Genomic DNA, 25483 nt, shown 5'->3' on the forward strand with positions numbered 1-25483 from the left:
CCCGACGGCCCTGAGGAGCAGCAGATGACGCAGACGACCGAGCCCGAGCTGACCGGTGTGCGCAACTTCCGTGACGTGGGCGGTCTGCCCACCGCGGACGGCCGGCAGACCAGGACCGGGGTCCTCTACCGCAGCGGCCATCTGGCACACGCCACGCCCGAGGACACCGCGTTCCTCGCCTCGCTCGGCCTGCACACGATCTTCGACTTCCGCAACGCCGCCGACATAGCCCTGGAGGGCCCCGACGTCTCGCTGCCCGGGGTACGGAATCTGAACGTCCCCCTCGACGACCCGGCGGACGGCAAGGAGTTCTGGCGCCTGGTCCGCCACGGCGACCTGTCCACCCTCAACGAGATGCTCGGCGACGGCAGGGCGGCCGCGCGGATGGAGGCCACGTACCGCGGGCTGGTCGCGACGCGGACCGCGGACCAGTCCCGCGTCCTGCGCACCCTGGCGAACGACGCGGTCCCCTCGCTGATGCACTGCGCCGCCGGCAAGGACCGGGCCGGGATGACGATAGCCGTCACGCTTCTCGCGCTCGGGGTGGAGCGGGAGGCGATAGAGGCGGACTATCTCGAGTCCAACGCCAAGCACCGCCGCTACCGGATGCACCGCGCCAAGGACGCGGCGGAGGGCATGTCGCCGGAGGTCGTGGCGCTGCTGAGCCCGCTGTTCGAGGCGCGCACGGCATATCTGGCGGCGGCGTTCGACCAGATGGAGCTGACCTGGGGCTCCCCGGAGAACTACCTCACCGAGGGCCTGGGCCTCGACGAGCCGACGCGAACCCGGCTGCGCGAAAAGCTGCTGGTCTAGTCCTCCCACCCGGCGAGCTCGGCGGCCACGTCGTACTCGTCGGGCGTCTCGACCCAGCCGGCCGCGAGAATCAGCTTCGACCGGCGGTGCACGGCGAGGAAGCCGAAGGGGCGCAGGAAGCGGACATCGACGTGCTTCACGATGTACGGCTGCCGCGGCTCGGCGGGCACCCCGCCGGCGACCATCGCGACAGCCGTGACCGCCCCCGCGCGAAAGCCCAGCGGGCCGAACGTGGCGGAGGCGTGCTGCGCCGCCGCGCCGACCGCGAGGGGGCGTGAGCTGATGCCGGGGAAGTGGCCGTGCCCGGTGTCCGCGGCGGCGGACAGCCCGAACACCTCGGGCAGCCCCACCAGATCGTGCGACGCGTCGACGCCGAACTGCACGGTCTCGAGCAGGAGCCGGTCCTCCCGCCGCTCGCTGCGCACATGGCTGACCTCCACCCCCGGCCCGGCCTCCCCCAGCGGCAGCGCGCCGCCGGGCGTACGCGGCCACCGCCCGGCGATCGCCTCCGCGCCGGCGGCCAGCACCTCTCCGGGCGGTGAGCCCTCGGGGCCCAGCACCAGATGGACGTCGGTCCCGTTGTCCCCGACGACCTCGACCATGGTGTGCGGGCCGCCGGACGTGCGGATCACCCGCAGGCGGTCGAGGACCGACGTGACGCGGTGGAGCAGGTGGAGGTCCCGCCCGGCCCACGGCCCCTCCTCCGTGCCGCCCCAGGCCTCCTGGAACGGCCGCAGCCAGGTCGTGCGCAGCAGCAGGGCGGAGGCCAGGACGAGTTCGGTGTCGTCGGTCACCGGTACGGGCATCGCGGGTATCAGCCCGTCGGTACGCGCCGCCGCCCACGCGTCGAGGGCGTCCTGGTCGGCGGCCGGGTCCCCGCTGAGCGCGCCGCGTACCCCGGCCGGGAGTCCCGCCTCCCACTCCGGGCGCAGCCGCAGCAGGTCCTCGCGGATCCACAGCCCGAGCGCCGAGTCCACGCCCGCGGCGTCGGCGAGGGTGTCGAGCACGTCCCAGGAACGCCGGGCGGCCTCATGGGCGGGCACGCCGAGCGCGCCCTCCAGTTCGGTCCGGGCGGGGCCGTCGGCGGCGCCGGCCAGCAGGCCGATCAGCGGCCAGGCGCCGGGAGCGGCGAACACGCTGCCGCTCCCGGGCTCCCAGCCGGTACGCGCCCAGCGGGCGGTCATCGCGTTGACGGCACGGACGGTCGTCGTCGAGATCATCCGCGCAGCCTAGACACCACGAGCCGTCCGGGGCCACGGTTTTGTACCACCTCAGCGGTTGGCCACCGCCTGTTTCACCAGGGTCTTGCCGAAGTCCCAGATCAGCCCGCCGCCCGCGTGCGCGTCGTCCATCACCTGGGTGAAGGCCTCGACGAACCGGTCCGCGTCGGCCTCCGTCACCACCAGCGGCGGGATCAGCTTGATGACCTCCAGATGGTCCCCGGAGACCTGCGTCAGGATCCTGTGCCGCTGCAGCAGCGGGACAACGACCATCTGCGCGAACAGCCCCTTGCGGGCCGCCTGCAGCATCGTCCAGCGGCTGCGCAGCTTCAGGGACTTCGGCCGGCCGAACTCGATGCCGATCATCAGCCCCCGGCCGCGTACCTCGTACAGCAGCTCGTACGTGTCGACCAGCGCCGCGAGCCGGCCGCGCAGCAGGTCCCCGACGTGGCGGGCGTTGGCGACGATCTCCTCGTCCTCCATCACCGCCAGCGTGGCCAGGCCAGCGGCCATCGCGGAGGCGTTGCCCGCGAAGCTCGCCGAGTGGACGAGGACCCGGTCCATCGAGGAGTAGACCTTCTTGAACACCGCGTCGCGGCCCAGCGTCGCCCCGACCGGCACATAGCCGCCCGACAGCGCCTTGGCCACACACACCAGGTCCGGCTCCACACCGTCCTCGTGCTGGTACGCGTAGAAGTCCCCGGTGCGGCCGAGTCCCGTCTGCACCTCGTCGGCGACGAGCAGCGCCTTGTGCTTGTGCAGCAGCTCCTGCGCCGCCCGCAGATACCCGGGCGGCGCCGCGTGCACGCCCTTGCCCTGGATCGGCTCGACGATGAGCGCCGCCACGTCACCCTTGCGCAGCTCCCGCTCCAGCGCGTCGAGGTCACCCAGCGGCACCGCGGTGTCCGGCAGCAGCGGTGCGAAGCCGTCGCGGAAGGACGCCTCGCCGTTGACGGACAGCGAGCCCGTCGTCAGCCCGTGGAACGCGTGGTCGCAGTACAGCACCCGCGTCCGCCCGGTGTAGTACCGGGCGAACTTCAGCGCCGTCTCCACGGCCTCGGTGCCGGAGTTGCTGAAGAACACCCGGTCCAGATGCGGGGTGTACGTCAGGAGCTTCTCGGCGAGGAGCCCGGGCAGGGGCTGGCAGTCGAACCGGGTCAGGTCCGCCAGCCCCGCGTCCAGCACGTCGTGCAGCGCCTTGCGGACCACGGGGTGATGGCGGCCGATGCCCATCACCCCGAAGCCGGCGAGCATGTCGAGGTAGTCGTTGCCCTCCTCGTCGAAGAAGTGCGCGCCCTCGGCCCGGACGTACGTCTTGTCGAAGCCGATGGTGTGCAGCATCCGCGGCAGCTGGTGGTTGACGTGGCGGCCGTGGAGTTCGTAACGCTCCCCGCCCCGCTCGTCCAGCAGCTTCCCGAGGTCGAACGTCATCTCTTCCCGTTTCCCTTCGCGCCCTGGACCCGGACCGCGACCGCGGCCGGTGCGGTGTCGTCCGCGGCCCTGTCGTCCAGCCGCGCCAGCACCCCGCCGATCGATCCCGCGAGCTCCGCCGGCGTCAGCCCCAGGTCGGCCAGCAGCTCACCGCGCTCGGCGTGCGGCAGGAACCGCTCGGGCAGACCGTAGCAGCGCACCGGCATGTCGGCGTCGGCGTCGCGCAGCGCCCGCTCCACCGCCGAACCGACGCCGCCGTTGCGGCTGTTGTCCTCGGCCACGGCGACCATCCGGTGCCGCCGGGCCAGCGGCGCGAGGGCCTCGTCGACCGGCTTGACCCAGCGCGGGTCGACGACGGTGACGCCGATCCCCCGCTCGGCGAGCAGCGCCGCCGCCCCCGTGCACGCCTCGGCCAGCGACCCGACGGCGACGAGCAGCACGTCCTCCCGCTCCCCCCGGTACAGCACGTCCATGCCCCCGACGCGGTCCACCGCCGGCACCGCCGGCCCGACCGACCCGCGGGCGAACCGCACCACCGTCGGCGCGTCGTCCACCCCGACCGCCTCGCGCAGCTGCAGCCGCAGTTGCTCGGCGTCGCGCGGCGCGGCGATCCGCAGACCGGGGACGACCTGGAGGATCGACATGTCCCACATGCCGTGGTGGGACGCCCCGTCGGGTCCGGTGATCCCGGCCCGGTCCAGCACGAACGTCACCCCGCAGCGGTGCAGCGCGACGTCCATCAGCAGCTGGTCGAACGCCCGGTTGAGGAACGTGGCGTAGATCGCCACCACCGGATGCAGCCCGCCCGTCGCCAGACCGGCCGCGGAGACCGTGGCGTGCTGCTCGGCGATGCCGACGTCCCACACCCGCTCCGGATAGGCGTCGGCGAACTTCTTCAGCCCCACGGGCTGCAGCATCGCCGCGGTGACCGCGACGACGTCGTCCCGCTCGGCGCCCAGGCGCACCATCTCGTCGCCGAACACCGACGTCCACGACGGCGGCCCCTTGGGCCCGACCGGCTCGCACGTCAGCGGGTCCATCTTCCCGACCGCGTGGAAGCGGTCCGCCTCGTCCTCCAGCGCCGGCCGGTAGCCGCGGCCCTTCTCCGTCAGACAGTGCACCAGCACCGGCCCGTGGAAGCGGGCGGCGCGGCGCAGCGCCGACTCGACGGCGGCCGTGTCGTGTCCGTCGATGGGGCCGACGTACTTCAGCCCCAGGTCCTCGAACATGCCCTGCGGGGCGAAGGCGTCCTTGAAGCCCTTCTTCGCGCCGTGCAGCGATTCGTACAGCGGCCGGCCGATGACCGGCATCTCCTGGACGACCCGCTTGCCCCAGGCGAGGAACTGCTCGTAGCCGTCGGTGGTGCGCAGCGTCGCCAGATGGTTGGCGAGGCCGCCTATGGTCGGGGCGTAGGAGCGCTCGTTGTCGTTGACGACGATGATCAGCGGGCGGTCCCTGCCGGCGGCGATGTTGTTCAGCGCCTCCCACGCCATGCCGCCGGTGAGCGCCCCGTCGCCGATGACGGCGACGACGTGGTTGTTCTCGCCGCGCACCTGGCCGGCCTTGGCCAGTCCGTCGGCCCAGCCCAGGACGGTCGAGGCGTGGCTGTTCTCGATGACGTCGTGGTCGGACTCCTCCCGGGAGGGGTAGCCGGACAGGCCGCCCTTCCCGCGGAGTTTGGAGAAGTCCTGCCGGCCGGTGAGGAGTTTGTGGACGTAACTCTGGTGGCCGGTGTCCCACAGGATGCGGTCCGCCGGTGAGTCGAAGACCCGGTGCAGGGCGATGGTGAGCTCCACCACGCCCAGGTTCGGGCCCAGATGGCCGCCGGTGCGGGCGACCGCGTGGATCAGGAACTGGCGGATCTCCTCCGCCAGTTCGGCCAGTCGCTCTTCGGGCAGTTCCTTCAGGTCGCGCGGTCCGCGGATGGTCTCCAGCAGGGTCATGTCCGGCCCCCCTTCCCTTGCCTGATGTACGGGGTCACGCCGTGTCTCGGCCGCGTCAGGAACCACCCAGGGTCTCGCGGGCGGCCCGCAGCGACTCCTTGAGCGACCCCAGGGTCGCCAGCACCGCGGTGGGCTCGTAGCCGCAGTGCGCCATGCAGTTGGCGCAGCGCGGGTCCTTGCCGCGGCCGTAGCTGTCCCAGTCGGTCTCCTCCAGGAGCTCCTTGTACGTGGTGACGTAACCGTCGCTCATCAGATAGCAGGGCCGCTGCCACCCGAACAGGGAGTAGGAGGGAATGGCCCACGCGGTGCACGGGAAGTCGACCTTGCCCTCGAGGAAGTCGAGGAACAGCGGGCTCTGGTTGAGCCGCCACTTCTTCCGGTTCCCCCCGGCGAAGGCCTTCTTGAACAGCTCGCGGGTCTGCTGCACGCCCAGGAAGTGCTCCTGGTCGGGAGCCTTCTCGTAGGCGTACGCGGGCGACAGCATCATCTCGTCGACCTTCAGGTCGTCGTTGAGGAAGTTGAGGACCTCGATGATGGTCTGCGGTGTGTCGGTGTTGAAGAAGGTGGAGTTCGTGGTCACCCGGAAGCCGCGGCGCTTGGCCTCCTTGATGGCCTCCACGGCCTCGTCGAAGGTGCCGTCCTTGGCCACCGACGCGTCGTGCCGCTCCTTCAGGCCGTCGATGTGGACGGCCCAGGCGAAGTACGGGGACGGGGTGAATTTGTCCATCTTCTTGCGCATCAGCAGGGCGTTGGTGCACAGGAAGACGTACTTCTTCTTCTCCACGAGCTGGCGCACGATCTCGTGGATCTGCGGGTGCATGAGCGGCTCGCCGCCGGCGATGGACACCATCGGGGCGCCCGCCTCCAGCACCGCGCCGACGGCCTGCGCCACGGGCATCCGCTGCTTCAGGATTCCGGCCGGGTGCTGGATCTTGCCGCAGCCCTCGCATTTCAGGTTGCAGGCGAAGAGCGGTTCCAGCTCCACCAGGAGCGGGAATTTGTCGCGCCTGCGAAGAGTCTTCTGCTGAAAGAGATAACCAGCGACCTTGATGGTCTGACGAAGCGGCATGGCCATCGGGCTCACCTCCTGGGGAGCAAAGTGCGGTGCCATTCGAAGAAGGCGGGTAGGACTGTGCTGAGCACGCGGTAGGCCCTGAGGCCGCCGCGCAGCGTTCCGATTCGCAGTAGTTCGTGGCCGGGTGCGTCCACCACCACGCGGACCGCGGCGACCGGCCGCGGGCCGGTGCGCAGGGATTCGCTGAGGGTGGCCGCGGATTCCATGTCCACGGCGGCGGCGCCCTTGGCCCGCAGCTGTGCCCGTTCGTGCGGCCGCACGACGTGGTCGGAGCCGGCCAGGGTGCCCCGGTGGACGGTGAGGCCGAGCAGGCCGATGGCTTCGGCCAGCACGGCGGCGGATTCGCACGCAATGCGCTCGTCGTCCACTTCTGCGGTTGTAGCGACAATGACGTCCCCGGGACGCATCCCGGTTTCGAGTCCGGCGCAGAATCCGGTGGCCAGGACAGGTGAGCGGCGGAACTCGTCGGTCCGCAGCCGGTCCGCGACGCGGCGCCGGGCGGCCGCGGGACCCATCCCGGTGCGCAGGACGGCCACCTCCCCGCCGGTGTCCCCGGGGAGCCCGCCGCGCAGCGCCCGGCGCTCGATGCCGAGCGCGCAGGCGAGTACGAGCGGACCGTCCGCGGCCCCGGCGGGTGGCGGCATCAGCCCTCCCGCCGGCGTTCCAGCGCGTCCGCACCGCCGTGCAGATAGCGCCCGAGCGCGGTGAGGGGGAACACGTGCCGGTACAGGTGGTAGTTGATGGAGAAGTCCCAGGGGAAGCCGGTGCCGGTGAACTCCGGTTCGTCCCAGGTGCCGTCCGCCCGCTGGGTGCGGGCCAGCCAGCGCACGCCGCGCTCCACGGCCGGGGAGGCGTGCTCCCCGGCGGCGAGCAGCGCCAGCAGCGCCCACGCCGTCTGGGAGGCGGTGGAGGTGCCCCGGGCGATCCACTCGGGGTCGGGGTAGGAGCGCAGGTCCTCGCCCCAGCCGCCGTCGTCGTTCTGCACGCCCTCCAGCCAGGTCACCGCCCGCCGGATCGCCGGGTGCGTGCCGGGCAGTCCGGCGGCGACGAGCGCGGGGACGGCCGAGCCGGTGCCGTAGACGTAGTTGACGCCCCAGCGCCCGAACCAGGCGCCGGACGCCTCCTGTTCGGCGAGCAGCCAGCCGACGCCGCGGCGGGCGTGCGGGTCCTGGGCGAGGCCCTCGTACGAGAGCATCTCGACCACGTGGGCCGTGACGTCCGCCGACGGCGGGTCGATCACCTCGCCGAAGTCGCAGAACGGGAGCTTGTTGGGCAGGGGCGAGGTGTTGTCGGCGTCGAACGCGCCCCACGCCCCGCCCTGGGACTGCATGCCGGCCGTCCAGCGCACGGCCTTCTCCACCGCGGTGTCGACCCGGGCGGCGTCGGGGTGCTGGACGCGGCGCAGGGCGAGGATGACCTCGGCGGTGTCGTCGGTGTCGGGGTAGTTGTCGTTGTGGAACTCGAACGCCCAGCCGCCGGGCGGCAGTCCGGGACGGCGCACGGACCAGTCGCCGTCGGCGAAGACCTGCTCGGCGAGCAGCCAGTCGGCGGCCTTGATGAGCCGGGGGTCGTCGGCGGCGACTCCGGCGTCGGCGAGGGCGATCATGGAGAGACAGGTATCCCAGATCGGGGACTGGCATGCCTCGATCATGCGGGTGTCTTCGTCGGGCCAGACGGCGAACTCGTCGAGCGCCTTGAGCCCCGCTCGTATCACCGGATGGTCCAGACCGTAGCCGAGGAGCCGCAGCGCGATGATCGAGTAGACGGCCGGGGGCTGGATGCCGCCCCAGCAGCCGTCGCTCTCCTGCCGTTTGACGATCCACTCGGCGGCGCGTCGTTTGGCGGCCCGGCGCAGCGGCTTCAGGGCCACCTTGTGGTAGACGTGCAGGGCCTTGTCCAGCCGCTGGAAGACGCCGTCCCAGCTGGCGGCTCGGGCGAACCGGCGCGGCGGGGCGGGATTCCCCGGGTCCGTGTGGAGCTCGTCCAGGGTGAAGGGCGCCTCGTGCACGGGCCGTTCGGCGGAGACGATGGTGAGCGGCACGATGGTCTGGCGCGCCCAGCAGCCGAAGTCGTAGATGTTGAGCGGGAACCACTTCGGGAAGTAGATGAGCTCCGGCGGCAGGACGGGCAGGTCGTCCCACTTCCACCAGCCGAAGAGCGCGAGCCAGATCCGGGTGAAGACCCGGCTCGCGGCGATGCCCCCCTGCTCGCGCACCCAGGCGGAGGCCGCCGCCATGTGCGGCGCCCCCGGATCGTCGCCGGCCAGGCGCAGCGCGACGTACGCCTCGATGGTGGCGGAGAGTTCGGGCGGGCCGCCGTGGAAGGTGTTCCAGGTCCCGTCGGCCTGCTGCTGCGAGCGGATCCAGCGGGCGGCGGCGGCCGTGGTGCGGTCGTCGCCGATGCCGAGGAACTCGCGCAGCATCAGGTCCTCGGCGTCCATGGTGACGTTCGTCTCCAGGTCGCCCTTCCACCAGCCGGCCTCGTCCTGGCGGTCCAGGAGATACGCCGTGGCCCGCTCGGCGGCGGTCTTGGCGGCGCTCGAGGCCGGTTCCGCCGCCGGATCGGCGGCGGTCGCGGCGGAGTCAGATGTGTGCCGGGGGTGCACCGGTCCGGTGCTGTCGTCGGTTGTGGCTGTCACTGTCTGGCACCTTCTTCCCCTTGTCCGGGCGGGTCTGGTCGAACCCGTCAGGCCGGTCAGCGTCTGCGGACGACCACGAAGTCGGCGAGCTCCGTCAGTTGGTTCCGTACGGCCTGCGGCATGGCCACTCCCGTCAGCGCGGCGAGCGCGGTGGCGTGCTGCCGGCGCGCCTCCTGCGTGGTCCACTCCCGGCCGCCGGATTCCTCGATCAGCGCGGCGCGAGTGGCGAATTCTTCCTCACTGAACGCGTCGTCCGCCTCCGGATTTTCCGTGCCGGTGGCCTTGGCGTCGGCGGCGAGGACCTCGGCGAGCCGGTCGGAGGCCGGCCCTCCCGCCGCGAGCGCCGCGCACACCGGCAGCGACTTCTTGCGCTGGCGCAGGTCGCTCCAGGTCTGCTTGCCCGTGACGGCCGGCTCGCCCCAGATGCCGAGCAGGTCGTCGACGGCCTGGAACGCCAGCCCCAGGTGGTAGCCGTACGTCTCCAGCGCGTCCGCGGTGGCGTCGTCGGCGCCGCCCAGGACGGCGCCGATGGAGCAGGCGCAGGCGAGGAGGGCGCCCGTCTTGTTGCCCTCCATCTCCAGGCACTCCCGGACGGTGACCCGCTCACGGCCCTCGAAGGAGATGTCCTGCGCCTGGCCGTCGATGAGCTTGCGCGTCGCGGTCGTCAGCCGGCGCGTGGCCCGGCCGGCCTCGGCGGTGCCGAGCTCCAGCAGCACCTCGTTGGCCAGGGCGAACAGGGCATCGCCGACGAGGATCGCCTGGGCGGGGCCGTGCACCTTCCACACCGTGTCGCGGTGGCGGCGCTGTTCGTCGCCGTCCATCAGGTCGTCGTGCAGCAGCGAGAAGTTGTGCACCAGCTCCACGGCCACCGCGCCGGGCACCCCCGCCTCGGGGGGCGCGCCGGCCGCCTCGGCGGAGATCAGCGCGAGCGCGGGGCGTACGGCCTTGCCGCCGTCGCCGTCGGCCGGGTTGCCCAGGGCGTCGATCCAGCCGAAGTGGTAGGCGGCCACGGTGTCCATGGGCGGCGCCAGCCGGTCCACGGCGGCGCGCAGCAGCGGCAGGGACAGGGCGCGCCCGCGTTCGAGCAAGGCCTCCGTCGTACCACCGCTGTGGTTCGAGTCGATCACGGCCACGCTGTCTCCTTCGGTACTGATACTCATGCCGCCTCCGTCGCGGTCGCCGGCGACGTCCTCGCGGCCGTCGGCAGAGGTCTGGTCCGGGTCCGCGCGGTCAGCCTGCGGCCGAGGCCGCCCAGCACGCCGTCCGCCGCCGAAAGGCCGCTGAGCACGGCACCCTCCATCGTCGCGGGCCACCCGGTGTCGGTCCACGCGCCTGCCAGCGCCAGTCCCGGCGCGCGGGTGCGCGACGGCGGACGCAGGCTCGCGACACCGGGGGCCGGCGCGAAGGTCGCCGTGCGCTCCCGGGTCACGAAGAAGTCCCGTACGACCGCGTCCCGGGCGCCGGGCAGCAGCCGCTCCAGCTCGGGGAGATACCGCGTGCGCAGCTCCTCCACCGGCCGGTCGATGTCGTCCTGCGCGGCCGACTGCGACAGCGCCAGATACTGTCCGCCGCCCTCGAGCCCGGAGGTCTCCGTACGGTCGAAGACCCACTGCACGCGGGTGCCGAGCGCGGCGAAGAACGGCCGGCGCAGGAGCGTGCGGTCGTACACCACGTGGACGTTGAGGATGGGCGCGGTGCCGATCCGCAGCAGCCGGTCCTTGCCGTCGATCGCGCCGTCGGGCAGCAGTCCGTGCGCCTCGCGCTGGGGTACGGCGAGCACCACGGCGTCGGCGTCCAGCTCGGCGCCCTGCCCGGGGCCGGCGGTCACGGTGACCCGCCAGCCGGTGTCGGTGCGGGTCAGGGTCCGGGCGCGGGTGCGCAGCCGCGTGCGGACGCCGGCCTTGTCCAGCTCCTGGCGGGCGAGGGTGTCGTGGAGTTCGCCGAGGGGGACCTGGGCGAAGCCGATGTCGGCGGCGCCGGGCTCGCTGAGCAGGCCGGTCTTGAACACCATGGCGGCCAGCGCCAGGGACGACTCCCCCGCGACGGCGTTGAGCGTGGCGACGCCCACCAGGTCCCACAGCGCCTCGACGGTCCGCGGCGACTGCCCGTGCCGGGCCAGCCAGCTGCCGAAGTCCTCCCGGTCGAGCGCCGGGTCGGCGAGGTCGAGGCCCTTGAGCGCGAGCGCCGCCCGGCCGACGGAGGCCCGTTCGGCGAGCGACAGATGCGGGTAGCGGGCCAGGCTGGCGGCCAGATGCAGCGGTACGGGCAGTCCGGCGCGCCGCAGCCGCCCGAGCCTGCGGTTGCCGGCGTCCAGTACGGGTACGTCCAGCCGGCGTTGCAGCGGTGCGAGGTCGAGGCCGCCGACGCGGTCCAGGAACCACTGGTACGCGGTGCAGCAACGCAGGTACACGTGCTGGCCGTTGTCGACGGTGAGCGGCCCGGCGGCCGACTGGCGTTCGAAGGAGAACGCGAGTCCGCCCAGGCGCGGCCGGCCCTCGAGGAGGGTGACGTCGACCCCGGAGTCCGCGAGCGCGAGCGCCGCCGTGGTGCCGGCCAGCCCGCCCCCGATCACCACGGCCGACGGCCGTGCAGCGGCTGTCATCCGCCCGTCGTTCAAGATCGCACAGCCCCCTTGGTCATCAGGCGGGAGGACGCGATCTTCCGGCGGAAGGTTGCCCGCCGCCGGCAGACCCGCATCCTCATCCCTGGCCCGTCCGCGGCCGGCGCAATCATGGGCGCCGCCCGCGTGCCGTCTGGCGGGCGTCGTATCCCGTCAGCCCGCGCACCGCGACGTACGCCTTCTCCCGCCCGGGGAGCGAGACCCGGCCGCGCAGGATCGCCCCGGGGTCGGCGGCGATCCGGCCGAGCAGCCGGTGGTAGATGCCGGCCATGGCGGCGACGCACGCACCGCTGCGCCGGTCGAGCATCGGCAGCAGCCGGAAACCCTCCGCGAACAGCGCCCGGGCGCGGCGCACCTCGAAGTGCACCAGGCCGGCGAAGTCGGAGCCGGCCGGCGGTACGGGGCCGTGGAACCCGGCGGAGCAGCCGAACTTGGCGAGGTCCTCGGCGGGCAGATAGGTGCGCCCGTTGTCCGCGTCCTCGCGGACGTCGCGCAGGATGTTCGTCAGCTGCAGGGCCAGGCCCAGGGTATCGGCGTACTCGGGGGCGCGTCCGGCGTCGCGGGCGCCGGGAACGGTGCCGAAGACGCCGAGGGAGAGCCGGCCGATGGCGCCGGCCACACAGCGGCAGTAGACCTTGAGGTCGTCCCAGGTCTCGTACTCCTCGCCGCGGACGTCCGCCAGCACGCCGTCGATGAGTTCGTCGAGCCCCTCGAGGGGGATCGGGAACACCGTCGCGGCGTGGCCGAGGGCCACCGCCACGGGGTCGGTGTCGTCCTCGGTCACCTCACCCGCGCGGACGAGGGCGAGCACTTCACGGGTCTGTTCGAGCCTGGCCAGCTTGGCGTCGGGCGCCAGCTCCCCGTCACCGATGTCGTCGACGCGCCGCGAGAACGCGTACAGGGCGGACATCGCGCGGCGCTTGTCGGCGGGCAGCAGCCTGATGCCGTACGCGAAGTTGCGCGCCTGCAGTCCGGTGACCGCCTCGCAGTAGCTGTACGCGGCGAGTACAGGAGAACTCGGTTCCACGTATCCTCACCTCTCTTTTCGCAGAGCCGCGCCCACCTCGCGCAGCAGCGCGGGCTTGGTGGGCTTGGGAGGACCGGGGAGAGTGTCGTGGCCCGCCGCCGCGATCGCCTTCAGCGCGGCACGCCCCCCGGCCACGAATCCCGCCAGCAGGAGCCTCAGCCTGCCGTGGACGCTGCGCACGAGCGGAGCGCCCTGATCGAGCAGTTCGTTCGCCCGTTCGACCTCGAAGGCGATGAGCGCGCGGACGTCGTCGTTCGCCGCGGGCAGGGCGAGGTCGCCCTCGCCGACGGAGAAGCGCTTCATGTCCTCGGCCGGCAGATAGATCCGGTCGCGGACCAGGTCCTCGGAGACGTCCTGGAGGTGTTCGACGATCTGCAGTCCGCTGCAGATCGCGTCCGACCAGGCCACCCGCTGCTCGGTCGACACCCCGGCGAGCGCCAGCACGAGGCGTCCGACCGGGTTGGCGGACAGTTCGCAGTAGTCGAGGAGTTCCTGGTAGGTGGCGTACCGGCGGACCAGCTGGTCCTGCCGGTTGGCGCCGATGAGCCCGAGGAACGGGGCGCGGTCGAGGCCGTGCCTGCGGACGGTCGGCTGCAGCGCCCGCAGGAGCGGGTGGCGCGGTTCGCCGTCGAAGACGCGGTGCAGGTCGTCCTCGAACGCCTGGAGCAGGACGAGCCGGTCGCCCGCGCGCTCCGGGGCGACGCCCAGGGCCCGGGCGTCCGCGCCGCCGGGAGCGAGGTCGCCGTCGCCGATGTCGTCGACGAGCCGGGCATAGCCGTAGACGGCCATGAGATCGGTGCGCCATGCCTTCGGCAGGAAGAACGGCGCGACAGGAAAATTCTCGTCACGGGCCTGGTCCAGAACGGCTTGTGACGGATCTTTACGGTTGTTTCCCCCCACCCTGCCGGAGACGGCTTTCGGCCCTCCGCGGTTGCCGGCGGTCACCGGAAACTGCCCGGGGACCGCTCCGCGGGGGTCCGCGGGGCCGCCGCCCACCGCACTGTGGCGGCGGCGGCTGGGTACCGGGACAAATCCGTGGCCACTGCCGTCACGCCTCCCGTTCTACACTGCCGACCCAGACCAACTCATTCCGGACACGCCGCACACGGGCGTACGCCCCTGAGCTGCGACGCTGCCGGGTCAAGACCGGCAGCCCGGGTGCCGAACCAGCCCGTCTCGGGACGAATCAGCACCGCAACAGCGTACGCCGTACAGAACTGGCATGTGCGCCGGGGTACGCCCTCCGTCTCACAACATCCGACGATCCCCGAAACTTCCGTGTCCTGCATGAACTTGACCGGAATGTGATCGCAGACGTGACGCCCCGGCACGAGGGCGGACATCGGCCGCCGCGGCTCAGTCCACCGTGAGGCCGGTGATGACCATCCGCAGCGTACGGTCGATCGCCTGCTCCAGGGCGGGCTCCGGGAGGACCGCGAGGGATCCGTCCAGGATCAGCATCGCCAGCCCGTGGACGGCGGACCAGGCGGCGAACTCGGCGCCCTCCCGCAGACCGGGCCGCAGCACACCGGCGGACTCCAGCTCGTCGAGGACCCCGACCAGCAGGTCGAACGCGCTGCTCATGTCGCCACCCCCCTCCCGCGAACCCTGCAGGGGGGCGACGGAGACGTGGCAGAAGGCGGTGCGGTAGAGCCCGGGCTCCTCGACCGCGAAGCGCACGTACCCCTGCCCCAGCCGGTAGAACCGCTCGCGCGGACCGCCCTGCGCGCCCAGCCCCTCGGCGAGGCCGGCCATGGTGCGCGCGAGCCGACGCTGACCCTTGGCCTTGACCGCGTGCAGCAGGTCGGCCTGATTGGCGAAATGCCGGTACGCGGCGGTGGGCGACACGCCGACGCGCCGGGCGGCCTCACGCAGGACCACGGCTTCGGGACCGCCCTCGCGCGCCAGCTCCGTGGCGGCGGCGACCAGCGCGTTCTCCAGATCGCCGTGGTGGTATCCGGTCCGTGTGCCGCTGGGTTCCCGCATGATTGCATCATGCCCGATGTTGACAGCATTAACATCCACTGGCACCTTCAGTGTTAACGACGTAAACATTGGAGGGGGAACCCATCGTGCTGACCCGGATCGCCGGCCTCACCGCCCGCAGACCCCGACTGTTACTGCTGATCACCGCCCTCGCCGTCGCGGCGATGGCGGTCCTGGGAGTGGGCGCCTTCGGCAAGCTCAGCGGAGGCGGCTTCGACGATCCGAGCGCCCCCTCCAGCCGGGCCCGTGCCCTGATCGACGAGAAGTTCGGCGGCGACACGAACTTCGTCCTCCTGGTCGACGGCGCCGGCACGCCGGCCGGCCGTGAACGCGGCGAGCGCATCACCGCGGGACTGCGCGCCGACGACACCGTCGCCAACGTCCTGTCGTACTGGGACGACGGCGGCGCCGGCCTGCTCTCCCGCGACGGCGAACAGGCCCTCGTCCTCGCCCACGTCAAGGGCGGCGACAAGGACGAGGGCACCAACGCCGAGGCCCTCATCGACACGTACACCGGCACCGAGAACGGCATCACCGTCCGGGCGGGCGGCGCCGCGGCCGTGAACCACGACGTCACGGCCCAGGTCGGCGCCGATCTGGCGGTCGCCGAGTCGATCGCCGTCCCGCTGACGCTGATCCTGCTGGTCATCGCCTTCGGCTCCCTGGTCGCCGCGCTGCTGCCGCTGGCCATCGGACTGATCGCGATCCTCGGCACCTTCGCCGAGCTGTACGTCCTCGGCAGCTTCACGGACGTGTCCGTCTTCTCCGTGAACCTGACCACCGCCCTGGGCCTGGGCCTGGGCATCGACTACGGTCTGCTGCTGGTCAGCCGCTTCCGCGAACAGCTGGCGCACGGCGACAGCGTCCCCGGCGCGATCCGCCGCACGGTCACCACCGCCGGACGCACCATCGCCTTCTCGGCGGCCACCGTCGTCGCCGCGCTGGCCGCGCTGCTGCTCTTCCCGCCGTACTTCCTGCGCTCCTTCGCCTACGCCGGCATCGGCGTGGTGGCCGTCGCGGCGGTGAGCTCGCTGATCGTCGTCCCGTCGCTGCTGGCGGTCCTCGGCCACCGGGTGAACAAGGGGCGTCTGCCCGGCTCCCGTACGGTACGCAGCGCGGACTCGCGGCTGTGGGGCCGGATCGCCGGCACCGTCATGCGCCGGCCCGCCCTCACCGCGCTGCCCGTCCTGGCGGTGCTGCTGCTCGCCGCGAGCCCGCTGCTGGGCGTCACCTTCGGCACGCCGGACGAGCGGGTGCTGCCCGGGGACGCCGGCAGCCGTGAGGTGTCGGCGGCCCTGCGGCAGGGCTTCACGGCGAACGACGAGTCCGCCCTGCACCTCGTCACCACCGGCCCCGTCGGCCCGGCGGAGCTCGGTTCGTACGCGGCGAAGGTGTCGTCCCTCGACGGCGTCCAGCGGGTCGACACCAGCGCCGGCAGCTGGCGGACGGGCCAGCGGTCCGCACCCGCGCCGGCGGCCGCCGCCCTGGGCCGGCCGGACGCCCAGCGGCTCACGGTGATCAGCCGGCTCGAGAGCAAGTCCGCCGCCGCCCGCGACCTCGTCGGGCAGGTACGCGGCGTACCGGCGCCGCGCGGGAGCGAGGTGCTGGTCGGCGGGAACGACGCCCGGCTCGTCGACTCCCGGCACTCCATCGGCGAGCGGCTGCCGTACGCCGTCGTGTGGATCGCCGCCACCACGTTCGTCCTGCTGTTCCTCTTCACCGGCAGCGTCGTCCAGCCGCTGCGCGCCCTGGTCCTCAACGGCGTCAGCCTGATGGCCGCGATGGGCGCGATGGTGTGGGTCTTCCAGGACGGGCATCTGAGCGGGCTGCTGGGCTTCACCCCGCAGCCGATGGACACGGCGATGACGGTGCTGATGTTCTGCATCGCCTTCGGTCTGTCGATGGACTACGAGGTCTTCCTCACCAGCCGGATGAAGGAACTCCACGACGCCGGCGCTGCCCCCGCCGAGGCGGTCGTCCAGGGACTGGCCCGTACCGGACGGATCGTCACCATGGCGGCCGGGCTGCTGGCGGTCAGCTTCTTCGCCTTCACCACCAGCGAGGTCAGCTTCATCCAGATGTTCGGTCTGGGCAGCGGGCTGGCGATCCTCGTCGACGCGGTGGCGGTACGCGGCGTCCTCGTCCCGGCGGCGATGCGGCTGCTCGGCCGGGGCGCCTGGTACGCGCCGCGCGGCCTGCGCCGGCTGCACGGCCGCGTCGGGCTGCGGGAATCGGCCGTGTCACCCGACGCGGAGCGGGTACCCGCGCGGATGTGAGTCCGTTCCGGACCCGTACACGGCACCGCCCCGCCCCTTGTGACGAGGGGGCGGGGCGGTGTCGTACCGGACGGGGGACGGGTTACTTGCCCGTCTCCTTCTCGTACGCCCTGACGACTTCCTCGGTGGGCCCGTCCATGACGAGCTCGCCCTTCTCCAGCCAGAGGACCCGGTCGCAGGTGTCCCGGATCGACTTGTTGCTGTGGCTGACCAGGAAGACCGTGCCGGCCTCCTTGCGCAGCTCGCGGATCCGGGCCTCGGAGCGCTTCTGGAACCGCTTGTCACCGGTCGCGAGGGCCTCGTCGACCATCAGCACGTCGTGGTCCTTGGCCGCGGCGATGGAGAACCGCAGCCGGGCCGCCATACCGGAGGAGTACGTCCGCATCGGGAGGGTGATGAAGTCGCCCTTCTCGTTGATGCCGGAGAAGTCGACGATGCCCTGGTACCGCTGGCGGATCTGCTCGCGCGACATCCCCATGGCGAGACCGCCGAGGATCACGTTGCGCTCACCGGTGAGGTCGTTCATCAGGGCCGCGTTCACGCCCAGCAGCGACGGCTGGCCGTCGGTGTAGACCCGGCCGCGCTCGGCGGGCAGCAGCCCCGCGACGGCCTTCAGCAGCGTCGACTTGCCGGAGCCGTTGGTGCCGATGAGACCGATCGCCTCGCCCTTGTACGCGGTGAACGACACCCCGCGCACCGCGTGCACCTCGCGGATCCGCCCGGGCGACGGCTGGCGCCGGATTATGCGGTTCAGCGCGGCGGTGGCCGAACCGCGTCCGCCGCCCGCGTTGACGCGGTAGACGACGTGCAGACCGTCGCAGATGACGGTGGGCTGGCGGTCGCCGCTGTGCCGGGTCTCGGCGGGGATGTGCTCAGCCACGGCCATATCGCTCCTCGGCCTTCCAGAAGTAGACGAACCCCGCGACGAAGAACAGCAGCGCCCAGCCGCCCGCGAGGAACCACGCGTGGGGGGCGATGTCGCTGAACCTGTAGTCCTCGATGAGCAGGTACCGCATGAGGTCCATGAACACGGCGACCGGATTGGCCTCGATCAGATCGACGACCCAGTTCGGGACATCGCTGTGCTTGGCCAGCATCGCCCGCATCGGGAACATCACGCCCGACGCGTACATCAGGGTACGCAGGATGAACGGCAGCAGCTGGGCCAGGTCCGGGGTCTTCGAGCCCATGCGGGCGAAGATCAGGGCCAGCCCCGAGTTGAACAGGAACTGCAGCACCAGGACCGCCGGGACGGCCAGCCAGCGCCACGTCGGGTACTGGTTGAAGGCCAGCAGCACAATGATCATCACGATCATCGAGTAGAGGAGCTGCTGGAGCTGCTGGAGGGCGAAGGACAGCGGCAGCGAGGCCCGCGGGAAATGCAGCGCCCGCACCAGGCCCAGGTTGCCGGAGATCGCCCGGACACCCGACATCACCGACTGCTGGGTGAAGGTGAAGGTGAACACTCCGATGACCAGGAACGGCACATAGTTGTGCTTGCCGCCGGGCACACCGTCGCGGGCGCCCAGGATCAGGCCGAAGATCACCCAGTACACGAACGCGTTCAGCAGCGGCGTCGCCACCTGCCACAGCTGTCCCAGCTTCGCCTGGCTGTACTGCGCCGTGAGCTTGGCCTGGGAGAACGCGAGAATGAAGTGCCGCCGGTCCCACAGCTGCCGGACGTATCCCCCCAGAGAGGGGCGGGCTCCGCTGACGGACAGTCCGTACTTCGCCGCCAGGTCGGCGGGCGAGAGGGCGTCGTCGGGGTGGCTGCCGGGCGGGGCACCCATTGCCGTATCGCTCACAGTCGTAAAACTTCCGTCCTCGGGCCGGGGGGCCGGGGATGTCCCCCGGAAAACTGGTAACGCAAGCTTGTCAGATGACCGGCGGGCGTCCCAGCCGGGTCAGCCGCCATACCGTACGCCACTTCATGGGGTGCCGTGGACCACAGGGGGTCCGCCAGCCCTCCTTGAAGCCGCCGAGCCACGCCTTGAGGGCGGTGGCCGACGGTCTGCGTACCACGGTCAGCAGGAACCACACCCCCAGATAGACGGGGATCAGCACCGCGGGGAGATTGCGCCGGGCCAGCCAGACGCGGTTGCGGGCGACGTTGTGGTGGTACGTGGCGTGCCGGCTCGGCGGCATCGTCGGGTGGTGCAGCACCATGTCGGAGCGGTAGTCGATGGACCAGCCGGCGTCCAGCGCCCGCCAGGCCAGGTCGGTCTCCTCATGGGCGTAGAAGAACTCCTCGGGGAGCGCCCCGACCTCCTGGAACACCTTGGTGCGCACGGCGTTCGCGCCGCCCAGGAACGTCGTCACGCGCGAGGAGCGCATCGGGTCGGAGGAGCGCAGCCGCGGCACGTGCCGGCGCTGCGTCTCGCCCGTCTCGGGGTCGGCGATCCGGAAGCTGACGATGCCGAGCCCGGGGTCCGCCGCGAAGGCCTCGCGGACGAGCTGTCCGGTGTCCTGGTTGGGCAGCAGCCCGTCGTCGTCCAGGAACAGCAGGACGTCCACGTCCCGCCCGCCCGGGCCGAACTCGAGGATGCCGACGTTGCGCCCGCCGGGGATGCCCAGGTTCTCGGGCAGGTCGACGGTACGCACCGCACCGGGCATCGGGGGAAGCTCGGGGACGGGGGCGCCGTTGCCGACGACCGCGACGTCGATGGGCGGGCCGTCCTGCTTGGCGATCGATTCCATGAGCGCCCGGAACTCGACGGGCCGGTTGCCCATGGTGATGACGACGGCCCCGACCCTCAGTTGTTCAGACGCCATTCCACTCACCGCAATCTGCTCGAGGCCAGGATGCTGACGAGATGCAGGAGCGTCTGCAGGACGGCGATACCCGCCATCACCGCCACAGCGAGCCGGCTGAAGAACAGGTCGTCCCTGATCATGTCCAGCACCGCCATGACGAGGATCACGAACGACGCCTCGACCCCGAGGATCAGCCGGTGGAACTTCAGCGCCGCGGCAGCCCGGCGCGCGAAGGCCATGCCGGAGGACCGAGGCTCGGCGGCCGCCTCCTGGACGGGCGGCAGCCCGCCCTGGTGCCGGGCGACGCCCACCAGGTCCGTCTCGGCCTTGATCAGGATCGCGCCGAGCGCCGCGAGCGTACCGAGGAACGCCCACAGCCAGTCAATGCGGCCCGTCCCCCACAGATCGGCGGCGCGCAGCCCGAAGCCGACGAGGACGGCGGCGTCGCACAGATAGGCGCCGACGCGGTCCAGATAGACGCCGCCGAGGGAGAACTGCTTCTTCCAGCGGGCGATCTCGCCGTCGACACAGTCGAGCAGGAGGTACATCTGCACCGCCAGCACACCGAGCACCGCACCGGGGATCCCCGGCACCAGCAGCGCCGGAAGCGCCAGGGCTCCGGCGACCGTCATCAGATAGGTCAGCTGGTTGGGGGTGACCCGGGTGTTCACCAGGTGCCGGTCGATGCGCAGCGACACCTCGCGCATGTAGAGCCGGCCGGCCCAGTGCTCCCCGCTCCGGCGGTCCTTCACACCCGGCGGGTGGACGACCGGACGGAGCTCAGCTACTGATGGCTTTGACATAGTCGGTGTATTCGTCCCTGATCTCATCTGCGGACAGTTTGCGGTGCTCAAGAATGGTGAAGCGGCCGGGGCGGGTCTGCGGGGCGAACCGCACCGCCTCGACGAGGTCCTGCTCGCTGAAGCCCATCTCACCGGCCAGTACGGGCAGGCCGTGCCGGCGCAGCGTCCCCGCCATCTCGCGCGCGGTGTCGTGGTCACCGCGCAGATAGGTGGCGAAGGCCCCGCCGAAGCCGCACTGCTCGCCGTGCAGCGCGTTGCGCTTGGGGAAGAGCAGGTCGAACGCGTGGGAGATCTCGTGGCAGGCGCCCGACGCCGGCCGCGAGTCACCGGCCACGGACATCGCCAGCCCGCACATCACCAGGGACTCGGCGAGGACGCCGAGGAAGTCGTCGTCGCCGATGCCGCCGGGGTGGCGCAGCACGGCGTGGGCGGACTGGCGGGCCATGGCGGCGGCGAGACCATCCACGGTCTCGCCCTCCTCCTGGTGCGCCAGCTCCCAGTCCGCGACCGCGGAGATCTTGCACACGACGTCGCCGATTCCGGCCCGGACGAAGCGGGCCGGGGCGTCACGGACCACGGCCAGGTCGATGATCACGCCGATCGGGCTCGGCACGCCGTACGAGCCGCGGCCGGCGTCGTTGTCGAGCGTGGCGACCGGCGAGCACAGGCCGTCGTGGGCGAGGTTCGTGGCGACGGCGACCAGCGGCAGTCCGACGCGGGCGGCCGCGTACTTGGCGCAGTCGACGACCTTGCCGCCGCCGAGCGAGACGACGGCGTCGTAGCGGCCGCCCCGCTTGATGGAGTCGGCCAGCCGGACCGCGCCGTCGATGGTGCCGTCGGCATCGGCGAACCAGTCGGCGTTCCGGAAGGCGCCGGCGAAGCGCTCGCGCAGCAGCTTGCCCGAGCCGCCGTTGCTGAGGGCGAACGCGAGCTTGCCCGAGGGGGCGATGCGCTGGTCGGTGAGAATCGCGGCCAGGTCATCCAGCGCGCCGGCGCGGATGTCGACGACGACCGGGCTCGGCATCAGCCGGGTCAGTACTGGCACGCGATCTCCCTGCCCCTGGCGAGGTCGTCGTGGTTGTCGATCTCGACCCACGTGACGTCCCCGATGGGCGCCACGTCAACCGTGAAGCCACGGTTGACGAGCTCCTGGTACCCGTCCTCGTAGTACAGGTCGGGGTCGCGCTCGAAGGTGGTCTTCAGCGCGTCCGCGAGCTCGTCGGCGGCCTCGCCCTCGATGAGGGTGACGCCGATGTACTCGCCGGTGGCCTCCGCCGGGTCCATCAGCTTGGTGATGCGCCGGACGCCCTTGCCGGGCTCCACGACGACCTTCATCTCCTCGTCGGCCAGCTTCTTGACCGTGTCCAGGGCGAGGATGATCTTCTTGCCCTCGCCGCGGGCGGCGAGCAGGGTGCGCTCGACGGAGACCGGGTGGACGGTGTCGCCGTTGGCGAGGATCACCGTGTGCTTGATCGAGTCACGCCCGCACCACAGGGAGTAGGCGTTGTTCCACTCCTCCGCCTTGTCGTTGTCGATCAGGGTCAGCTTCAGCCCGTACGTGGCCTCGAGGGCCTCCTTGCGGGCGTACACCGCTTCCTTCTTGTACCCGACGATGATCGCGACCTCGGTGAGGCCGATCTCGGCGAAGTTGCCGAGCGTCAGGTCGAGGATGGTGGTGTCCCCGTCGACGGGCACCAGCGCCTTGGGGAGGGTGTCCGTGTAGGGGCGCAGACGCCGTCCGGCGCCGGCCGCGAGCACAAGGCCGATCATGCGGGTTCTCCTGACTCTTCGTGTACTGCGGGCGCTCCGGAAGAGACCCAGAAACGGATGCTCTCGACGAGCACGAGCACCGCCACGACGAGGGCGACGGCTGTGAGCGCGAGGGTGAGGTCCGCACCGCCGAGCAGCGCGGCGGCGGCCACGGCCACCAGCGTCCGGCCGTCATGGCCGCCGGTCGCCCGCACCAGCCAGGGCGCGGCGGCCCCGGCACCGCCGCGTATGCGGTATTCGGTGTCGTAATGATGGTACGCAACGGCGGCCACCAGGCCGAAAGCCGCGGGCAGCGCCCCGTCGGCGTCCGAGCGGGCGGCGAGGACGAGGAAGGTCGTGTACTCGGCGACACGGAAGACCGGCGGGATCAGCCAGTCCAGCCGCCCGGTCAGCGGCCGGGCGACGGCCAGCCCCGAGGCCACGACGTACACCAGCGCGCCGATCAGCGGCCAGCGGCTCCCGGCCGGCGTGAACAGCGCCGTGCCGATCACGGCGAGCCCCCCGATCGCGGCGGCGACGGGTCCGGCGCCGGCGGGCAGCCGGCCCCGGCCGAGCGCCGCGACACCCTCGGCGAGGGGGCCCGTGTCGGCGAGGGCGGCCAGCGCCTGTACGGCGCGGTCGGTGCGGCTGTCGCGGGTGCGCAGGGAGCGCAGGACGCGGCCGGCGGTGGTGTAGAGGGCCGCGAGGGCGCAGCCGGCGAGCAGGGCGTAGAAGACGATCCGGGGGGTGGTGAGCGCCGTGAGGACGGCGATCATGGCCCAGCGTTCGCCGATGGGCAGCACGATCATCCGCCGGACCCAGACCGTCCAGCCGACGCTGTCGAGCCGGGCGGAGATCGCGGCGTTGGTCCGGGCGTTGCCGCTCGCGTCCTGGTTCGCCTCTATGAACGCGAAGTCGACCATGTGCCGGCAGGTCTGCAGCACCATCGCGCCCAGCGCCAGCGCCCACACGTCGTCCCCGTTACGCGCGGCGCCGAGCGCCAGACCGGCGTAGAAGGCGTACTCCTTGGCCCGGTCGAACGTCGCGTCCAGCCAGGCGCCGAGCGTGGAGTACCGCAGGGAGTAGCGCGCGAGCTGGCCGTCGGTGCAGTCCAGGACGAAGGAGAGGATCAGCAGCACGGCGGCGGCGATGTAACCGGGCCGGGTGCCGGTGGCGGCGCAGCCGGCGGCGATCAGCGCGGTCAGCAGGCTGGCCGTGGTGACCTGGTTGGGGGTGAGGCCGCGGCGGGCGCACCAGCGGGCGAGGTACTTGGAGTACGGGCTGATGAAGAAGGTGGTGAAGAACCCGTCGCGGGACTTCACCGCGGAGTTCAGCCGCACCTTCTCCTCGTCCACGGCCGCGACGGCGTCCTCGGCCTTGCGGCGTCCGGCGGCGTCCTGCGGCACCTCGGCCACCAGGGAGCCCAGCTCCGGTCGTACGAGCCGGTCACCGTCCGCCTGCAGCTGGGTGTCCAGCTGTACGGCGAGCGCGTCGAGGTCGTGGCTGCGCATGGTGGCGCGGGCCAGGGCCGCGCGCGCCCCGGTGTGCGCCGCCACGGCGCCCGGCACGGCGGACGCGGTCCAGCGGGGGTCGGTGAGGGCCAGCCGGAGACTGTGCGTGTGCCCGGTGAAGCGGCTGTCGACCAGGGCGACCGATCCCGCCTCGGGCAGCAGGGCCAGCACCGTGGCGGCGTCGGCCACGTCGGCCGCCGTACGGATCTCGTCGTAACCGAGCGCCCTCAGGTCGCCCTCGAGCGGCGACTCCGGGACGGACGGGCCGATGAGGATTGCGGTCCGCAGACGAACTCACTCCTTGGCTCAAGGTTCCGGGTACCGGCGTATGCCGCCCTGTCCCCCGTTCGGTGGGGAACATGTCGGCAGAGGTTAGCGGATCCCTGGAACCCGGGGTTCACCGCCCGTTCGCCCGCGCGACGGCGCGATCATCATCGTCCATGGCCGGGGAGCGCGACAAACCGCGTCGTCGGGGGTCCCCGGCCTCTGCTGCGTACGCGGGGCGGCGGGTAGGGTCGGCGCATGACTTGGATGATCACTGGCGGTGCCGGGTACGTCGGAGCCCACGTGGTGCGGACGATGCTGGACGCGGGTGAGAGCGTCGTCGTCCTCGACGACATCTCCTCCGGTGTCCCCTCGCGGCTGCCGGAGGGCGTCCCCGTGGTCCGCGGCTCGTATCTGGATCGCGAGGCGCTGCGCAGGGCCTTCGACCGGCACGGGGTGACGGGCGTCGTGCACTGCGCGGCGAAGAAGCAGGTCGGGGAGTCCGTCGAGCAGCCGATCTGGTACTACGAGACGAACCTGCACGGGCTGGCCGTCCTGCTGGACGAGGTCGTCGGCGCCGGCATCGGCCGCTTCCTCTTCTCTTCCTCCGCCGCCGTGTACGGCACCCCGCCGGGTGACGACGTCATCACCGAGGACACCCCGTGCGCGCCGATGAGCCCGTACGGCGAGACCAAGCTGGCCGGCGAGTGGCTGGTACGGGCGGCCGGGCGGGCGCACGGCCTCGCGACGGTGTGCCTGCGGTACTTCAACATCGCCGGCGCCGAGCGGCCGGAGCTGGCGGACACCGGTGTGTTCAACGTCATCCCGCTCTTCTTCGACGCGCTCACCCGCGGGGACGCCCCGAAGATCTTCGGCGACGACTACCCGACGCCGGACGGCACCTGCATCCGTGACTACATCCACGTCGAGGATCTGGCGGAGGCGCACCTCGCCGCCGCCCGCCGGCTCGCGCAGCCCGGGGCGTCGGGCGATCTGACGGTCAACCTGGGCAGCGGCACCGGTGTCTCCGTCCGGGCGATGGCCGACATGATCGCGGAGGTCACCGGGCACCGGGAGCCCGCGGTGGTGGTCGCCCGGCGGGAGGGGGACCCGGCGCGGTCGGTCGCCTCGTACGCGCTGGCGCAGAAGGAGCTGGGCTGGACGCCGCGGCGGGATCTGCGGGACATGGTCACCTCGGCGTGGGAGGGCTGGGTGCTGCGGCATCCCGAGGCGCGGGCGGCGGGATAGCGTTTCCGCAGGTCAGACGATGACAACGGTGTTCAGTGCCGTGTTGCTCCATACCCCCTCCCCGTAGTTCACTGTGGGGCCCGGGCGTTTTACCCGCCCGGCCCCCACCGTCTGGAGGATCCGCC

21 protein-coding genes are annotated in these 25483 nt (G+C 71.9%); 3 read left to right on the forward strand and 18 right to left on the reverse strand.

Going from position 1 to position 25483, the window contains the following annotated elements; genetic code table 11:
* Nucleotides 1-24 precede the first annotated feature (24 nt).
* Nucleotides 25-813: a tyrosine-protein phosphatase gene (locus tag SRB5_RS03155; RefSeq protein ID WP_153449773.1), complete on the forward strand. Its 789-nt coding sequence runs from the start codon at nucleotides 25-27 to the stop codon at nucleotides 811-813.
* Here the strand turns inward: SRB5_RS03155 and SRB5_RS03160 are convergent.
* From SRB5_RS03160 to SRB5_RS03210, 11 genes are all read right to left on the reverse strand, one after another.
* The gene (locus tag SRB5_RS03160) at nucleotides 810-2033 is read right to left on the reverse strand and encodes a serpin family protein (protein WP_153449774.1); all 1224 of its coding nucleotides are present in this window, start codon (nucleotides 2031-2033) and stop codon (nucleotides 810-812) included. The two genes, SRB5_RS03155 and SRB5_RS03160, sit on opposite strands and share 4 nt — an antisense overlap.
* Before the next feature lie 51 nt (nucleotides 2034-2084).
* Nucleotides 2085-3464, reverse strand: a complete 1380-nt coding sequence (locus SRB5_RS03165) for an aspartate aminotransferase family protein (protein ID WP_153449775.1) — start codon at nucleotides 3462-3464, stop codon at nucleotides 2085-2087.
* Complete coding sequence (gene dxs / locus SRB5_RS03170; RefSeq protein ID WP_153449776.1) at nucleotides 3461-5407, reverse strand: 1-deoxy-D-xylulose-5-phosphate synthase; 1947 nt, start codon at nucleotides 5405-5407, stop codon at nucleotides 3461-3463. Before dxs ends, SRB5_RS03165 begins: the two co-directional genes overlap by 4 nt.
* A 55-nt stretch (nucleotides 5408-5462) precedes the next feature.
* Nucleotides 5463-6482 (reverse strand): adenosyl-hopene transferase HpnH, encoded by a 1020-nt coding sequence (hpnH, locus tag SRB5_RS03175; protein WP_153449777.1) that lies wholly within the window; start codon nucleotides 6480-6482, stop codon nucleotides 5463-5465.
* Nucleotides 6483-6487: 5 nt separating this feature from the next.
* A complete protein-coding gene (locus SRB5_RS03180; protein WP_153449778.1) occupies nucleotides 6488-7126 on the reverse strand; it encodes a phosphorylase family protein in 639 nt (212 codons plus the stop codon).
* Nucleotides 7126-9120 (reverse strand): squalene--hopene cyclase, encoded by a 1995-nt coding sequence (gene shc, locus SRB5_RS03185; RefSeq protein ID WP_323376933.1) that lies wholly within the window; start codon nucleotides 9118-9120, stop codon nucleotides 7126-7128. Before shc ends, SRB5_RS03180 begins: the two co-directional genes overlap by 1 nt.
* Before the next feature lie 56 nt (nucleotides 9121-9176).
* A complete protein-coding gene (locus tag SRB5_RS03190; RefSeq protein WP_153449779.1) occupies nucleotides 9177-10280 on the reverse strand; it encodes a polyprenyl synthetase family protein in 1104 nt (367 codons plus the stop codon).
* Nucleotides 10277-11722, reverse strand: a complete 1446-nt coding sequence (gene hpnE / locus SRB5_RS03195) for a hydroxysqualene dehydroxylase HpnE (RefSeq protein WP_153449780.1) — start codon at nucleotides 11720-11722, stop codon at nucleotides 10277-10279. The genes SRB5_RS03190 and hpnE overlap by 4 nt, the downstream gene beginning before the upstream one ends.
* A 127-nt stretch (nucleotides 11723-11849) precedes the next feature.
* Nucleotides 11850-12767 carry a presqualene diphosphate synthase HpnD gene (gene hpnD / locus SRB5_RS03200; RefSeq protein WP_323376934.1) on the reverse strand — a complete coding sequence of 306 codons (918 nt, stop codon included), beginning with the start codon at nucleotides 12765-12767 and terminating at the stop codon, nucleotides 11850-11852.
* 6 nt (nucleotides 12768-12773) lie between these two features.
* Complete coding sequence (gene hpnC, locus SRB5_RS03205) at nucleotides 12774-13667, reverse strand: squalene synthase HpnC (RefSeq protein ID WP_323376935.1); 894 nt, start codon at nucleotides 13665-13667, stop codon at nucleotides 12774-12776.
* A gap of 456 nt (nucleotides 13668-14123) precedes the next feature.
* Nucleotides 14124-14753 carry a TetR/AcrR family transcriptional regulator gene (locus tag SRB5_RS03210; RefSeq protein WP_153449781.1) on the reverse strand — a complete coding sequence of 210 codons (630 nt, stop codon included), beginning with the start codon at nucleotides 14751-14753 and terminating at the stop codon, nucleotides 14124-14126.
* Nucleotides 14754-14839: 86 nt separating this feature from the next.
* On the opposite strand from SRB5_RS03210, the gene SRB5_RS03215 reads away from it, so the two are divergent.
* Nucleotides 14840-17029 (forward strand): MMPL family transporter, encoded by a 2190-nt coding sequence (locus SRB5_RS03215; protein ID WP_323376936.1) that lies wholly within the window; start codon nucleotides 14840-14842, stop codon nucleotides 17027-17029.
* Nucleotides 17030-17111: 82 nt separating this feature from the next.
* Here the strand turns inward: SRB5_RS03215 and SRB5_RS03220 are convergent, their stop codons facing one another.
* The 7 genes from SRB5_RS03220 to SRB5_RS03250 all read right to left on the reverse strand — a co-directional run bounded on the left by SRB5_RS03220 (nucleotide 17112) and on the right by SRB5_RS03250 (nucleotide 24134).
* Nucleotides 17112-17915: an ABC transporter ATP-binding protein gene (locus tag SRB5_RS03220; RefSeq protein ID WP_153449782.1), complete on the reverse strand. Its 804-nt coding sequence runs from the start codon at nucleotides 17913-17915 to the stop codon at nucleotides 17112-17114.
* On the reverse strand, nucleotides 17902-18819 hold the full coding sequence (locus SRB5_RS03225; protein ID WP_153449946.1) for an ABC transporter permease: 918 nt from the start codon (nucleotides 18817-18819) through the stop codon (nucleotides 17902-17904). The genes SRB5_RS03220 and SRB5_RS03225 overlap by 14 nt, the downstream gene beginning before the upstream one ends.
* A gap of 85 nt (nucleotides 18820-18904) precedes the next feature.
* Nucleotides 18905-19801: a glycosyltransferase family 2 protein gene (locus SRB5_RS03230; RefSeq protein WP_153449783.1), complete on the reverse strand. Its 897-nt coding sequence runs from the start codon at nucleotides 19799-19801 to the stop codon at nucleotides 18905-18907.
* A 5-nt stretch (nucleotides 19802-19806) separates the two neighbouring features.
* Nucleotides 19807-20586, reverse strand: a complete 780-nt coding sequence (locus SRB5_RS03235) for a CDP-alcohol phosphatidyltransferase family protein (protein ID WP_153449784.1) — start codon at nucleotides 20584-20586, stop codon at nucleotides 19807-19809.
* A complete protein-coding gene (locus SRB5_RS03240) occupies nucleotides 20564-21631 on the reverse strand; it encodes an iron-containing alcohol dehydrogenase family protein (protein WP_323376937.1) in 1068 nt (355 codons plus the stop codon). The genes SRB5_RS03235 and SRB5_RS03240 overlap by 23 nt, the downstream gene beginning before the upstream one ends.
* Nucleotides 21619-22356 carry a phosphocholine cytidylyltransferase family protein gene (locus SRB5_RS03245; protein ID WP_153449785.1) on the reverse strand — a complete coding sequence of 246 codons (738 nt, stop codon included), beginning with the start codon at nucleotides 22354-22356 and terminating at the stop codon, nucleotides 21619-21621. Before SRB5_RS03245 ends, SRB5_RS03240 begins: the two co-directional genes overlap by 13 nt.
* Nucleotides 22353-24134 carry a DUF5941 domain-containing protein gene (locus SRB5_RS03250; RefSeq protein WP_153449786.1) on the reverse strand — a complete coding sequence of 594 codons (1782 nt, stop codon included), beginning with the start codon at nucleotides 24132-24134 and terminating at the stop codon, nucleotides 22353-22355. The genes SRB5_RS03245 and SRB5_RS03250 overlap by 4 nt, the downstream gene beginning before the upstream one ends.
* A gap of 234 nt (nucleotides 24135-24368) precedes the next feature.
* Between SRB5_RS03250 and galE the strand changes: the two genes are divergently transcribed.
* Entirely contained in the window at nucleotides 24369-25358 is a 990-nt protein-coding gene (galE, locus tag SRB5_RS03255) for a UDP-glucose 4-epimerase GalE (protein WP_153449787.1), read from the forward strand.
* Nucleotides 25359-25483: the final 125 nt, after the last annotated feature.

Source organism: Streptomyces smaragdinus, from assembly GCF_009604385.1.
Lineage (GTDB): Bacteria > Actinomycetota > Actinomycetes > Streptomycetales > Streptomycetaceae > Streptomyces > Streptomyces smaragdinus.

Excerpts from the sequence above, each read along its gene's own strand:
- SRB5_RS03190 (WP_153449779.1), bottom strand. The coding sequence starts at position 10,280 with ATGAGTATCAGTACCGAAGGAGACAGCGTGGCCGTGATCGACTCGAAC.
- SRB5_RS03210 (WP_153449781.1), bottom strand. The coding sequence starts at position 14,753 with ATGCGGGAACCCAGCGGCACACGGACCGGATACCACCACGGCGATCTG.
- SRB5_RS03220 (WP_153449782.1), bottom strand. The coding sequence starts at position 17,915 with ATGGCCGTGGCTGAGCACATCCCCGCCGAGACCCGGCACAGCGGCGAC.
- SRB5_RS03155 (WP_153449773.1), top strand. The coding sequence starts at position 25 with ATGACGCAGACGACCGAGCCCGAGCTGACCGGTGTGCGCAACTTCCGT.
- SRB5_RS03230 (WP_153449783.1), bottom strand. The coding sequence starts at position 19,801 with ATGGCGTCTGAACAACTGAGGGTCGGGGCCGTCGTCATCACCATGGGC.
- SRB5_RS03245 (WP_153449785.1), bottom strand. The coding sequence starts at position 22,356 with ATGATCGGCCTTGTGCTCGCGGCCGGCGCCGGACGGCGTCTGCGCCCC.
- SRB5_RS03225 (WP_153449946.1), bottom strand. The coding sequence starts at position 18,819 with ATGGGTGCCCCGCCCGGCAGCCACCCCGACGACGCCCTCTCGCCCGCC.
- dxs (WP_153449776.1), bottom strand. The coding sequence starts at position 5,407 with ATGACCCTGCTGGAGACCATCCGCGGACCGCGCGACCTGAAGGAACTG.
- galE (WP_153449787.1), top strand. The coding sequence starts at position 24,369 with ATGACTTGGATGATCACTGGCGGTGCCGGGTACGTCGGAGCCCACGTG.
- SRB5_RS03160 (WP_153449774.1), bottom strand. The coding sequence starts at position 2,033 with ATGATCTCGACGACGACCGTCCGTGCCGTCAACGCGATGACCGCCCGC.
- SRB5_RS03165 (WP_153449775.1), bottom strand. The coding sequence starts at position 3,464 with ATGACGTTCGACCTCGGGAAGCTGCTGGACGAGCGGGGCGGGGAGCGT.
- hpnH (WP_153449777.1), bottom strand. The coding sequence starts at position 6,482 with ATGGCCATGCCGCTTCGTCAGACCATCAAGGTCGCTGGTTATCTCTTT.
- SRB5_RS03235 (WP_153449784.1), bottom strand. The coding sequence starts at position 20,586 with ATGTCAAAGCCATCAGTAGCTGAGCTCCGTCCGGTCGTCCACCCGCCG.
- SRB5_RS03180 (WP_153449778.1), bottom strand. The coding sequence starts at position 7,126 with ATGCCGCCACCCGCCGGGGCCGCGGACGGTCCGCTCGTACTCGCCTGC.
- hpnE (WP_153449780.1), bottom strand. The coding sequence starts at position 11,722 with ATGACAGCCGCTGCACGGCCGTCGGCCGTGGTGATCGGGGGCGGGCTG.